Source organism: candidate division WOR-3 bacterium, assembly GCA_039801725.1.
In the GTDB taxonomy this organism is placed as follows: Bacteria; Hydrothermota; Tepidihabitantia; order Tepidihabitantales; family DTDR01; genus DTDR01.
This window is the reverse complement of sequence record JBDRVE010000041.1, coordinates 1-13,310: the sequence shown is the minus strand read 5'-3', so window position 1 is coordinate 13,310 and position 13,310 is coordinate 1. Positions and strand designations below refer to the sequence as shown.

Sequence of the window (13,310 nt, the reverse complement as noted above, 5' to 3'; positions counted from 1 at the left end):
ATTATCTTTTATATTCCGATCCCTTCTATTTTTATAATCATCCGGTTACCAAAGATACCTGCGGAAGATTACCTTATGCTTTTAATTTTAAAAATTTATTTAATTTTAATATTAAAATCTTAAAAGAACTCTTTGGTTATTTACCAATTATCTCTTTTCTAAGTTTTTTCTATTTGATTTATAAAAAATCTTATAAAATAATTTTACTTCTCCTTCCTTTATTTACCCATTTTCTCTTGGAATATTTTAACATCAGTTTAGGTTATTCCCGATTTTATCTATTATCTCTTCCATTTTTTGTTATTACTCCTTTTCTTTTTTTAGAAAATGTTAAAAATAAACATTTCAAAATTATCACTATTTTTTTAATCTTTTTAAGTTTCTTTTCTAACACCCAAATATTTTCTCTTTTTCTTACTGGCAGAAACCATTATCAGAACAAATTTCCTTACGGCCATCACCTTGATATCAACTATCCAATGGTAAAAGAAAAGATCTTATACTTTCAAAATTTATTTAAAGATATTGATTTGAAAAAGAAAAAGATCTTAATTCCTTCTCGCCAAGAATTTCAAGTATTTTCTTTTGCTTTAAAAATAAGACCGGAGGATATTTTTGACGCCTACGATTATGAAATCATAAAAATAATGAAAGAACCAGAAAAATATTGTGATTTAATTATTATTGAGAATAACCTTGACGATTTCTCTTTTCGCTTTCACAAATATTTTAAAAACAATTATTATCCAGTGCTTTTCTTTCAAGATAAAAAATACCAAGAGAGATTATTAAATAATTTTTATTTAATAAAAAGGGATAACAGATATTCAATATATTTGAAAAAATAACTTTTGAGGATAATAATTAATTAGATGGTTTTTCTTGTCTTTTCAATAATCTTTAATTTGACGATTGCCCGTTTAAAATATGAAGGTGGTGGCGATTGGTATAATGATCCGGAAATTATTCCCAATTTAGCAAAAGAGATAAATAGAAGAACTAATGTAAAAGTTGAAGAAAAAGAAGAGATAATAACTTTGCTTTCAGAAAATCTTTATCAATATCCTTTTATCTTTATGACTGGCCACGGTAATATCAATTTTTCTGAAAAAGAAGCAAAGAATTTAAGAGATTATTTATTAAATGGCGGGTTTCTATATGCCGACGATGATTACGGAATGGATACCGCTTTCCGAAGAGAAATAAAAAAAGTATTTCCTGATAAAGAACTCGTGGAAATTCCTATTAACTTTCCCATTTTTCATATCTTTTACTCTTTTAATAAACTACCTAAAATCCATGAGCATTATGAAGGACCACCAAAGGCTTTCGGAATTTTTCACGAAAAAAGACTGGTTCTATTTTATACTTGGAATACTAATATTAGCGATGGCTGGACAGATAGATATAATGACCCACCGGAAAAAAGAGAAGAGGCGATAAGAATGGGGATTAATATCTTTCTTTATGCCTTATCCCATTAATAATTAAGATAAAAACTCAAAACCCATCTCTTAGCAGCATCTTTTTCACTAGGTAATAAATAACTGAACCGGCTTGTTAAAAAATCAAACATCTTAAATTTTAAATCAAAGAAGATTTTATAATCATAACTTATTTCTAACTTATTTTTATTTTCTTCTATCGTCAAGTAAGGAAGAAATATCGGGAAAAAGGAAAGATTAGCAATTTCTAAATTATTTCCTAAATAGAAATAAATTTTTCCTTTTTTCTCCCATTCTTTTTCGCCTCTTATTAAATCAACCTTTTCTTTTATTCCTAAGAATATTGTGTTATCGAGCCTTAAAAAAGAGAAGAGATAATTGAAACCAAAACCTCCTTCCTGATAGAGATTTTCTTTTTTTCCGTTTGTTATTCTCTTTGTTTCATTTTTTACACTGTTACTTTCTTCAAAAAACAGAGACTCACAATACCAATAACCATCTTCATAACTCCTTTCCCATTCTAAGGATGCCTCATAACTATTATTAAAATTTTTTTGATAGGTGTTTCCTTTAATAATTTCTGAAGAGTAACCAAGTCGGGTAAAAAATATTTTCTTTTCTTTTATTCCCTTAGTCCTTTTCCTTAAAAATAAAGAAATATCTTTATACCAAACTTTTAGACTATCAATCTTTTGAAAGAGATAATCCTCCCATCTTATATCGCTAGTCAAATATTCTTCCAATTCCCTTAAAAGGGTATCTCCTTCTTTTCGATATTCATATTCTTCTTCAATTTCTAAATTCCTTTCTTCGTAAACTTTACCATCGATTCTTTTTTCGACAAAATTTTGCAAATCAATCCCAACCTCTAACTCTTTAAATTTGAGATAAAAAGCCAAGGGAAATAGAAAAAGGTTGCTTTTATTTTGATAATGATTGAAATATTGATACCTCCTTTCTTCTAAGAGATAATAATCTTCTAAATAGAAATTTGTTGACGAAGAATCACCCACGGGTCCTTCTTTTTGAAGATCAAACTCGCTATTTTCGTAACTAAAAGACTCTTCGTACAAATTTTTTATTTCGCCAACTTGAAATTTGAAACCATAAGAATAATCTTTCTTTTTCTGGGAAAAGAAAAAAGTTAAACTCTTCTCCGAAGAAAATTCGGTCTCCAAATTGGCGAAAGTTAAACCATAAGAAAGGAGTTTATTAGGATTAAAAAAATTTAAAAAAGCAAATTGGGTTTTTTTATCACTATAAATTCCGCTTCCGATAAACCTCTCTTTTAACTCACTAATCGCCGCCGGATTTAAATAGTAATCAGTATAAGGATCTTCCGTGAGTTCTGAAACTTCTGCTTCTTTACGAAGGGAAAAATCATAATAACTAAAAACAAATAAAGGCAATAAGATTAAAAAGAAGCATCTCATTTTTGTCTCCCTTCCCAATTTTTATTTTATCTCTTCCACCTTTCTTCTTTGCCGCGAATATCAATATGAATAAAAGGTTTTCGTCGGTAATACCCCAAACCACCAACAAGTTTTTTATTATTCTTCTTCAGATTTTCCTCAAATTCTAAGGCATAATTATAAAGTAAGTTCTTTTCTTTTAAATCAACTTTTCCATCTTTATTAAAATCTAATCCAATATCACATGCTCCACCATATAGATGACAACTACGTTTTCCACCGCCACCACTGTAATTTTGAGAAGGGGTACGAAAGGCAGAATAGATTTTAAATTTCGCATCTTTTATTCCTTTGCTTTTCAAATAATCGGTAAAAAGTTGAAGTTTGTAAATAAGTTCCTCTCTTAAATAAAGGTAGGGATTTTTATGAATCAAAAAATCTTTCAATTGATAATCAGGAGAAAGATATAAATCTTTTAGTTCGGGCAAAATTTTTATTAACCCCTTAACTTTTTTTAAATTGGGATGCGGACTTTCTTTAGGATATTTACCAATATAGAACTCACCAATTCTTTTTTCATTATTATAAGGAATTAACGGAATAAAATTTATCCTCATCTCTTTTTCACCATCGGTAATCACCAATTTGGAATAGGAATGTTGAGGACGAAAAATATAATAAAATTCTCTCAAACTATCTTCACTCATTTTTTCTATCATTTCGCCGTCATCATAAAAATAAGAAATCGGCTTTTGAGAAATCACTCTTATGTTCAAAGTCTCATCAGGAATTAAGAAACAAGAAAATACCGACCATTCGTAAGTTAAATTATTAATAACAGCCTTCAAAGAAAAAAGATAAAGAATAAGATTAAGAATGATGATCTATTCCTCCTCAATAATGACAAATTCCACTCTTCTATTTAACGCTCTTCCCTCTTCGGTGGCGTTATCAGCGATCGGTTTTTCCTCTCCGTAACCAACCGCTCTTAATCGTTTAATATCGACTCCGTGCCTTTGAACAAAATAATTGACAACTGCTTGGGCACGTCTTAAAGAAAGTTTTTTATTATATTCGGCACTACCAATATTGTCGGTATGACCCTGAATTTCCACAATAATTTTGGGATTATCCTTCAAAATCTGGGCGGCTGAATCTAAAACCGGATAAGATTCGGGTCTAATCGTTGCTTTATTAAAATCAAAATATATTCCTCGCAAAGTTATCACCATCCCTTTTTTCACAAGATAAAAATTCTTTTCTTGTGCTTTATCTTTTTCCACAACAATTGGTGCCGTCTGAGCAATATAACCTTCACTAGTGACAATGGCTGTATAAGTACCTCCTGGTAATTCTAATTTGTAAATTCCAGTTAATGAATCAGTGGTTATTTTCAGGTTTGCTTCTTTTATTTCAATCTCTGCTTTGAGTGGTTTTTTCTCTTTATAATCAAGAATTTGACCGGTAATTATTCCTAAACCAACTCTTTTTGCTAATGGAATTTCTAAATTTCTTACCTCTCTTGCTTTTACTTCAACTGTATAAATATAAGGAAAATAATTTTCTTTTACTACCTCTATGGTGTAAATACCGCTTTCAATATTGTCAATTCGAAAACCACCGGTTATCGAATCGGACGATACCTCAATTCCCTTTTCTTTTATTAAAATTTTTGCTAAAAGAGGTTGATTTGTTTCTTTATCGTATATCCGCCCGGCAATTGTTCCATATTGAAAAATTGGTTTTAAATATATGTCAATTGTCACTGTCTTCTCACCTTCAACCACTGCGGGAATTGCCTCTCGATAATAGCCATCCTTCTCCACATGGACCACATACTGTCCTTCCGGAATCTTACCAAAATTATAAATACCAGTAATTGAATCAGAATATACTTCTTTTATATTTTCAATTGTCAATTTTGCTGAAAGAGGTAATTTTGTGTCATAATCTAAAACCCGACCGGTAAGAAAACCTTTCTTTTTTGGTGGTTTTTTTAAAAAATAAGATGAAAAAGCTAAAGAAAGATTATACTGCCAATCCGGTAGTTCCGTCAGTTCATTTAGTCGCTTAGTAACACTGAAACCGAGATTAAAAATATCTCCTAATTCGATGTTAAATCCCGGTGTTAACCTTATTCGATTTTTATCAAAATCAAATATCTTCTCTCCCTTTTTACCTTCGATGAAAATTTCGCTGAAAATCGATAGTTTTTTTGCCGAAATAAGCAGACCTAAGCCCAAAGTTTGATAATTAGTTTCATTATATTTAAAATAACCATTTTCAAATAAAAGCGAGGGAAGTGAAGGTAACAAGTCAGAAAATTTTAATTTAAGCAAAAGGGAATAAGCTAACTTATTTTCTGAAAAAGGAATAATCGGCACTAAATCCCATAACGAATCACGAGTTTTTAATGGATAGGAAAAAAAGGCCCCAAGCTTTAAAAGAGGTAAAAAGGGAATAGAGATTTTACCTGCGAAAATTCCATCGAAGGAAGAACGATGAAAACTTGTTTCTTTAGAATTGAAATAAAATGTTCCACCGTAATAACCGCCAATTTCTAAAAAAGAAGCAAGAGAATAAGCAACTGTTGGAAAGGGTACGTCTAAATAATGTTCTTCCTTCTTGGGATAATACAAAAAATAACTCCCTAACCGCAACTTACCGCTTTCTCTAATCTCCGCATCTTTCATTAAAAAAAGGCCGTCTGTTGGATAAAGGCTATATTGACAAAAAATTAAAGATAGAACACTAAATAATAAAATCAGAATTTTCTTCATCACTTCCTCCTTTTTATTTTAAAAAAAATTAACACCATTAATAAATTATATAAATTTTTTATCTTTTGTCAAATTATAAAAATGTTTTAAAAGACAATCACAAGAATTCTAAAAATTTGTCAAGGAAATTAGCCTCATTTTTTATCTCTTGACATTTCTTTAAAACTTATTAATATATTTAATATGTTCTTTTTTAGGAGAAAATTTTTTAAAGAGAAAAATTATTTTTTACCATTAAAATATCTCTGGTATATTTTAATTATTTTAGCAATTATTATGTTTTACTTAATTGTTAAAATTTTTAGATACTTTTAAAAAGGAGGAAGAATGAAACTACATTATAACTATAAAGATCTTTTTAGGAGTCTTCGTCTTGCTTTTTCTTTAAAAAAATTAGCCTTAATGACTCTTTCCCTTTTTGTTGCCTTTATTTTTTATAATCTTTTTTCTTATCTTGCCTTTCTTACTGGTGGCTATTCTTTTAATGAAGTTTGGCTTTCTTTTCGTTTTTTTCCATGGTTAGGTGATAATTTACCTTATTATTCGTATATCCTTTGGGCAATTGGAATTGTTGGGTTTATCATAATCCTTTTTATTGCCCAAAATGCTATTGCCAAAATTACTTTTGAGCAATTAAAAGGTGACGAGTTTTTTGAAATCAAAGAAAGTTTAAAATTTGCTTTCAAAAACTTCAAATCCTATTTCCTATCCCCTCTTTTTCTTATTGGTTTTATTATCCTTATTGTTATTGCTGGAATTATATTAGGTTTAATCGGAAAAATACCTTATTTCGGTGAGATATTTCTCGGAATTATGAGCATACCAGCTTTTTGTGCATCTATTTTTATTCTTTATCTTTTAATAATTCTTTTATTTTCTTTAATCCTCTCCCCTATTATTGTTGGTGCTACCCAATCGGATACTTTTGATACATTATTTGAAGTCTTTTCTTGCGTGAATGAACAACCTGCCCGATTAATTTGGTATTCTATTATTCTAAAACTATTGTCTTTTTTAGGTTTTGTAGTCTTTGGTTACGCTGCCTTTCTTTCAATTAAGATTGGTCAAACGGTCTTATCTTTATTGATCCCTAACAAAATTAATGAGGCATTTTCTCTTACTCATTACTTTATAAAACTTTCCCCACCAGAAAATACAGGATTTTATTACCAATTTTGGAATACTTTAATGGAAAAAGTTGGCCTTTCTTCTTTATTAGAACCAAACCCTTATTTCAATCCAAGTAATTGGGGGATAGCTATCCTTTCGTTGTTATTTGCCTTAACTTTTTATTTAATTTATCTTTTTGTCGTTTCTTATGGAATAAATATATGGACTACAGGTCAAACGGTAGTTTATCTAAATTTAGTTAAGAAAAAAGACGATAGGGATTTATTAGAAGAAAGAGAGGAAGAAAAAGAGGAGGTTATAGCGCCAAGCGAAGAAAAGGAGGAAAAGAAAGAAAATTAGAATGTTCCACGTGGAACATTATTAAATATAAAATAATCTCCCATTAATTATTAAAAATCTTGACTTAATATTTAAAAATATTATTCTTTAAATAGTTTTTGTGGAAGGGTTAAAAATTCATTTTTGATATTAATTTTAAGAACTAATTTTGAATTAATTAAGGAGGGAAATATGATTAATGTAGAAAGTATTTGGGAAGAAATTTTAAAATATTTAAAAGATAGAGTTACTCCGGATGGTTTTCACACTTGGATTGAACCAATAAAAGCAAAACTTGATGGAGAGGATCTTATGATATTGGAGGTTCCTAATCATTTTTTTGTCGAATGGATAAGCGAGCATTATCTTCCAATAATAAAAGAAGCGGCTAAAAAATGCGGTATTTCTGAAATAAAATTTGAAATAATTCCTAAGAAATTTAAATTTGAACCAGAAACCGAAGAAAAAAAGATTTTCATTAATTACGGTATAAAAATTCCTGAAAGATTTACCTTTGATAACTTTGTAGTTGGTGAGTGTAACCGTTTTGCCTTTGCTGCTTGTCGTAGAGTTTGCGAAGGTTTAGGGAAGTATTATAATCCTTTATTTATTTATGGAGGGGTAGGATTAGGAAAAACTCATCTTATCTGTTCTATTGGAAATTATGTAAAAAAACATTATCCCTATTATCGAATTTTTTATACTTCGGCCGAAAACTTCTTCTTAGAACTAATTCAAGCAATTCAGGAAAATAGTATCATTGAGTTTCGTAATAAATATCGTTCGTTGGATTTACTTTTAATAGATGATATTCATTACCTTGTTGGTAAGGAAAGACTACAAGAGGAACTTTTTCATACTTTAAATTACTTACAATCCCGGGCAGTTCAAGTGGTTTTCACTTCTGATAGACCGCCAAAGGATATTCCAACATTAGAAGAGAGGCTTATTTCTCGTCTTAACCAAGGACTAGTTTGTGATATTCAACCACCCGATTTAGAAACGAGAATTGCAATAATTAATAAAAAGGCTGCAGAAGAAAATTTTTCGATAAAAAAAGATATCATTTTATTTTTGGCAGAAAGAATAAAAACAAATATTCGAGAATTGGAAGGGGCTCTTAAAAGAGTAATGTTGGCTTCTTCTTTAAGGGGAAGAGATTTAACAATTGAAGAGATTGAGATTTTATTAAAAGATTTATTACAAAGAAAAAAAGAGGTTACCTTAGAGGATATAATAAAAGAGGTTGCTAAAGAATTTAATTTTGAACCAGAAATATTGAAATCACCTCAAAGAAATAAAAATATTTCCTTAGCAAGACAGGTAGCAATGTATCTCTGTCGGCGATATCTTAATATGAGTTTATTAGAAATTGGTTCCTATTTTGGTAGAAAAGACCATACTACTGTGCTTTATGCTTGTTTAAGAGTAGAAGAACTTAAAAAGACTGACAGCCATTTTTCTGAAATTTTAACACGGATAATTAATAAAATAAACAGTGTGTAAATTTTGTTAAATTTTATGTGGAAAACTTGTGGAAAATGTGGAAAAAATAATTTTTTTTACATATTCCACTTTTATGAATTAAAGAGATGTGGATTTTAAACGCTTGTAATAACTTGTTAATTTTAATTTTTCCACAAATTTTACACAACAATAATAAAATAATATTTTTTAAAATAAATAAGTAAGGAGGAAAATGATGATTAATGAATATGTGAAAAAGTTAGCAAAAGTACTATGTCATTATTCTTTAAATATTAAAAAAGGAGAAATTGTAAAAATTGAAGGAAAATATAATTCATTGCCGTTGATAATTGCTTTTTACGAAGAAGTTTTAGATGTAAATGCCTTTCCTTATGTAAAAATTATTATGGAAGAAACGATGGAAATTTTCTATAAAAAAGCAAAAGAATTTCAATTAAAGTTTATTTTTCCTCACGACTGGTTAGAAATTAAAAAAGTAAATTCTTGGTTAACAATTTGGACAGATTTTAATAAGAAATATTTAACAAACGTACCTTCAGAAAGAATTGCTTTATATCGTAAAGCAAGGAAAAATTATTATACTAAATTATTATCAAAGATTGCTAAAAGAGAGATAAAATGGTGTGGTACTGCTTATCCGGATATTGCCAATGCGATGGATGCGGAAATGTCTTTAAGTGAATATGAGAATTTTATATTTAAAGCCTGTTTTTTAGATAAAAGGGATCCAATAAAAGAATGGGAAAAATTAAGTAAATGGCAGGAAAAATTAATTAAATTCTTATCAAAAAAAGAGAAAATAAAAATTGTAGGTAAAAATGTTGATTTAGAATTATCAGTAAAGAACCGAAAATGGATAAATTGTGATGGTAAAGAGAATTTTCCTGATGGAGAGGTTTTTACTTCACCGATAGAAAATTCAGTTAACGGATTTATCAAATTTAGTTTTCCTTGTGTTTATGGCGGAAAAGAAGTGGATGGGGTAGAACTGCAGTTTAAAGAAGGAAAAGTTATAAAGGCAAAGGCGGAGAAAAATGAAGATTATTTATTAGCGCTGGTGAATACTGATGAAGGAGCAAAGAGGGTTGGTGAATTCTCGTTTGGCACAAATTATAATATCCAGAGATTTGTGAAAAATACTCTATTTGATGAAAAAATTGGTGGCACAATTCATTTGGCTTTGGGTTCTTCTCTTTTTGAAACCGGTGGAAAAAACAAATCAAGTATTCATTGGGATATGGTATACGATTTAAGAAAAGAAGGCGAAGTTTACGTTGATAATGAACTTATTTTTAAAAATGGTAAGTTCCTTATTGATTAATATATTTTAATTTGGTTATTCCGAAATTCTTTCAACCTTGACAGCTTTCTTACCTTTCGGACTGTCAGCAATTTCAAACCTTACTCGTTCACCTTCTTTTAAAGTTTTAAAACCTTCACTTAAAATATCTGAATAATGGACAAATACATCACCACTTCCATCTTCTGCTTCAATAAAACCATAACCCTTCTTACTATCAAACCACTTTACTTTACCAAACACATTCTCACCTACCTTTAAGCCTATGATTAACCAGAAATTTTATTTCTGGTTGAGGCTTAAAAAAGTATAATAAAAAAAATGATAAAGTCAATAATTATTGATTTTATATAAAAATTGAATTATAATTAAAATAAATAAGGAGGTTAAGATGAAGAAAATTTTTTTATTAGTTTTAGGGATTTCTTTTGTTTTTTGTCTTGACATTTCGGTAAAAAATATTATTCGGCCAACCGGTATTCAAGAGCCGGACGTTTATACTCCGCGTGTCCAAATTCAAAATGAATCTCCAGAGGCAGCAAATGTTTCTGTCTATTTTAAAATTCTTCAATTACCAAATAATAATCAAGTATATCTTGATTCTAAGCAAGTTACCATTAATGGTAATTCAACCCAATCAATTGATTTTACTCCTTTTAATGCCCAAGTGGGAATCTATTTAGTGAAATGTTCTTTATATTCTGTCAATGACACTAATCCTATTAATGATACATTGTCAAGTAAATTAAGGATTGCGGAAATTCTTTTAAACCAATGGATTTTGTGGGACAGTGTTCCTTTAGGAGAAAAGGGGAAGAAAGTTAAAGATGGCGGAGGAATGTGTGATGGTTCGGTTAAAAGTGATAAGAAAATTTTTGTAATGAAAGGAAATAAAACAAATGAATTTTATCTATATGACCCAATAATTAATTTTTGGACAAGAAAGTGTTCAATTCCTAATTATTTACTATCTGCTAAATACTTGCCTAAAAAGGGTAGTTGTATTTGTAAATCGGGTGATTTTATCTATTTAGCAGTTGGTAATAATACCCGAGATTTTCTTGCCTATTCCTTGACAGGAGATAGTTGGCAAAGAAAAAGGGAAATTCCTTTGGGACCTACTAACAAAGGTTTAAAAGGAGGTTCTTCTTTGGCTAAAGGGAAGATTTTGAATAAAGATTATCTATTTCTTATCAAGGGAAGTAATACCCGAGAATTTTATGCCTATGATATTAATAATGATACTTGGATCGAAAAGGCAATGACACCTTATTTAGAAAGAGAAACAAAAATAAAGAAAGGAAGTTGTCTCTGTTCTGACGGAAGGAATATCTATCTTTTAAAAGGTGGTACAAATGAGTTTTTCTTTTATAAAGCCGATTCTGATAAATGGGAACCAAAAAAGAGTATGCCCCTTTATAACAAATTAGGAACAAAAAAGAAAGTGAAAGAGGGTGCCTTTATGGTTTATGAGCAAGGGCATGATGTGATTTTTGCCTTTAAAGGTGGTAACACGACGGAATTTTGGGCATATTTTGTTAATGGTGATTCTTGGCACGAACTGCCACCAATACCGATTTACCCTACTAATAAAAAAGTGAAAGGTGGCGCTTCTCTTTTACTTTTTGCTGGTGGTCTATTTGCCTTGAAAGGAAATAATACAAACGAAGTTTGGTTTTACAAATATGATTTTCCATTACCTTTTATGGAAATAAAAGAGGGGAGAGGAGAAAATAGAAAAATTGATAGAAAAAAGGTTGCTGATTTTAAAATCTTTAATATTGTTGGTCAAAGGGTTACTTATCTTAAAAAGGGAGTATATTTTACTTTGATAGATAAAAAGATAAAAAAGGTTGTTGTAAAATAAAAACTTATAAATTTTGATTTTATTTTTTCTTTCGTTATAATAAAAAGTGGCAATAATTTTTTGCGATAACCTTACTAAGATCTATCGCAGTGGATTCTGGAAATTAAAAAGAGTAGTCGCAGTAAACAATCTTTCTTTAATAATTAATGAAGGTGAAATTTATGGACTTTTAGGGCCTAATGGTGCGGGCAAAACAACTACTTTAAAAATGATTGTCGGTTTAGCAAAACCTACTTTCGGAAGAGTTTTAATAATGAAAAAAGAACCAAAACAAAGTGAGATAAGAAAAGAGATCGGTTTTTTACCAGAGCAGCCTTATTTTTATGAATATCTCAATGGGTATGAACTTGTTTATCTTACTGCTCAAATGTACGGGAAAGGGGTTTCTAAAAAAAGGATCTATGAAATTTTGGAATTAGTGGGGATGATTGAGGCAAAGGATATGTTTTTAAAAAATTATTCAAGAGGAATGTTACAACGAATTGGTCTTGCCTGTTGTCTTGTTACTGATCCGAAAATTTTGATTTTAGATGAGCCAATGGGCGGTCTTGACCCGATTGGTAGAAAAGAAATAAGAGATTTGATTATTCAGTTAAAAAAGGCAGGAAAGACAATAATTTTTTCTTCCCACATCTTATCGGATGCAGAAATGCTTTGTGATCGGATCGGTATTTTGATAAAGGGAGAAAAAATAAAAGAAGGAACAATTTCTGAGATTTTAGGTGAAGAAATTTATGAATATGAAATAATTTTTTCTCGAATATCCGAAGTTTATTTATCAGAGATAAAAAGACTAGTAAAGGATTTAATAAGAAGTGGTGATAAATGGATGGCAATTTGTGACGATGAGAAAAGAAAGGACGAAGTTCTTTCTTTAATTCAAAATTTTGGTGGTAGAGTTCATGGTTTAATTCCTCGTCGAAGAAGTTTGGAAGAATATTTCTTTACTTTTATAAAGGAGAAGAGATATGCGCCTTAGGGCAATTATTTTAAATACTTTTATTGAAAGTATCCGAGACAAAATTTTGTTAGTTTTATTAGCGGTGGGTTTTATCTTGATGGCGAGTAGTAAGTTCATTAAGCCTTTAGCTTTGGGCGAAGAAGTAAAAATTATTAAGGATCTGTCACTCTCTTCAATTAATTTTATTTCGGTATTAATTGCTATTCTTATCGGCGGTCGATTAATCTATAAAGAGATTGAAAAAAGAACAATCTATTTAGTTTTATCTCGACCAATAAGAAGGGGGGAGTTTATCTTAGGAAAATATCTTGGCCAAATGCTTTTACTTTTTTTTGTGGTTGGAATATTAACTATTGCTTTTGGCGTGGTCCTACTTTTAACAGACGTAAAGACCAATTATTCAATCTTACTTCCTAATCTGCTTCTTCTTTTTCAATTATCAATAATTACTTCTTTAGCAATCTTTTTTTCAACCTTCGCTACTCCTTTAACCGCTTCTATTTTTACTTTTATTTTATATTTTGTTGGCCATTTGACAAGAGATTTAAAAACCCTTGCCCAAATTTCTAAATCAACTGTAGTGAAAATAATTGCCAATTTTTTGTATT

The 13,310-nt window shown here is 29.7% G+C and carries 12 protein-coding genes; 8 read left to right on the top strand and 4 right to left on the bottom strand.

The genetic code is table 11. The annotated features are described in order from the left end of the window. Nucleotides 1-848, top strand: an 848-nt coding sequence (locus ABIK75_07370) for a hypothetical protein (protein ID MEO0090904.1), incomplete at its 5' end; no start/stop codon positions are given. A gap of 24 nt (nucleotides 849-872) precedes the next feature. Beyond that, entirely contained in the window at nucleotides 873-1,484 is a 612-nt protein-coding gene (locus tag ABIK75_07365) for a DUF4159 domain-containing protein (GenBank protein ID MEO0090903.1), read from the top strand. Here the strand turns inward: ABIK75_07365 and ABIK75_07360 are convergent. From ABIK75_07360 to ABIK75_07350, 3 genes are read right to left on the bottom strand one after another with little or no spacing between them, the layout of a single operon-like run. After that, the gene (locus ABIK75_07360) at nucleotides 1,481-2,878 is read right to left on the bottom strand and encodes a hypothetical protein (protein ID MEO0090902.1); all 1,398 of its coding nucleotides are present in this window, start codon (nucleotides 2,876-2,878) and stop codon (nucleotides 1,481-1,483) included. The genes ABIK75_07365 and ABIK75_07360 overlap by 4 nt on opposite strands. Nucleotides 2,879-2,904: 26 nt before the next feature. Then, nucleotides 2,905-3,705 carry a hypothetical protein gene (locus ABIK75_07355; GenBank protein MEO0090901.1) on the bottom strand — a complete coding sequence of 267 codons (801 nt, stop codon included), beginning with the start codon at nucleotides 3,703-3,705 and terminating at the stop codon, nucleotides 2,905-2,907. Between the two features lie 36 nt (nucleotides 3,706-3,741). Then, nucleotides 3,742-5,637, bottom strand: a complete 1,896-nt coding sequence (locus ABIK75_07350) for an OmpA family protein (protein ID MEO0090900.1) — start codon at nucleotides 5,635-5,637, stop codon at nucleotides 3,742-3,744. Nucleotides 5,638-5,964: 327 nt separating this feature from the next. Between ABIK75_07350 and ABIK75_07345 the strand changes: the two genes are divergently transcribed. From ABIK75_07345 to ABIK75_07335, 3 genes are all read left to right on the top strand, one after another. Continuing rightward, on the top strand, nucleotides 5,965-7,107 hold the full coding sequence (locus tag ABIK75_07345; GenBank protein MEO0090899.1) for a hypothetical protein: 1,143 nt from the start codon (nucleotides 5,965-5,967) through the stop codon (nucleotides 7,105-7,107). Between the two features lie 171 nt (nucleotides 7,108-7,278). Further along, nucleotides 7,279-8,592, top strand: a complete 1,314-nt coding sequence (gene dnaA / locus ABIK75_07340; GenBank protein ID MEO0090898.1) for a chromosomal replication initiator protein DnaA — start codon at nucleotides 7,279-7,281, stop codon at nucleotides 8,590-8,592. A 193-nt stretch (nucleotides 8,593-8,785) separates the two neighbouring features. Then, nucleotides 8,786-9,895 (top strand): aminopeptidase, encoded by a 1,110-nt coding sequence (locus ABIK75_07335; GenBank protein ID MEO0090897.1) that lies wholly within the window; start codon nucleotides 8,786-8,788, stop codon nucleotides 9,893-9,895. Nucleotides 9,896-9,910: 15 nt separating this feature from the next. On the opposite strand, the gene ABIK75_07330 is transcribed toward ABIK75_07335, so the two are convergent. Then, on the bottom strand, nucleotides 9,911-10,117 hold the full coding sequence (locus ABIK75_07330; protein MEO0090896.1) for a cold shock domain-containing protein: 207 nt from the start codon (nucleotides 10,115-10,117) through the stop codon (nucleotides 9,911-9,913). Between the two features lie 148 nt (nucleotides 10,118-10,265). Between ABIK75_07330 and ABIK75_07325 the strand changes: the two genes are divergently transcribed. The 3 genes from ABIK75_07325 to ABIK75_07315 form a co-directional block, all read left to right on the top strand. Continuing rightward, a complete protein-coding gene (locus tag ABIK75_07325) occupies nucleotides 10,266-11,741 on the top strand; it encodes a hypothetical protein (protein ID MEO0090895.1) in 1,476 nt (491 codons plus the stop codon). Between the two features lie 46 nt (nucleotides 11,742-11,787). Next, the gene (locus ABIK75_07320; GenBank protein MEO0090894.1) at nucleotides 11,788-12,720 is read left to right on the top strand and encodes an ABC transporter ATP-binding protein; all 933 of its coding nucleotides are present in this window, start codon (nucleotides 11,788-11,790) and stop codon (nucleotides 12,718-12,720) included. Then, nucleotides 12,710-13,310, top strand: a 601-nt coding sequence (locus ABIK75_07315; GenBank protein MEO0090893.1) for an ABC transporter permease, incomplete at its 3' end; no start/stop codon positions are given. The genes ABIK75_07320 and ABIK75_07315, both read left to right, overlap by 11 nt.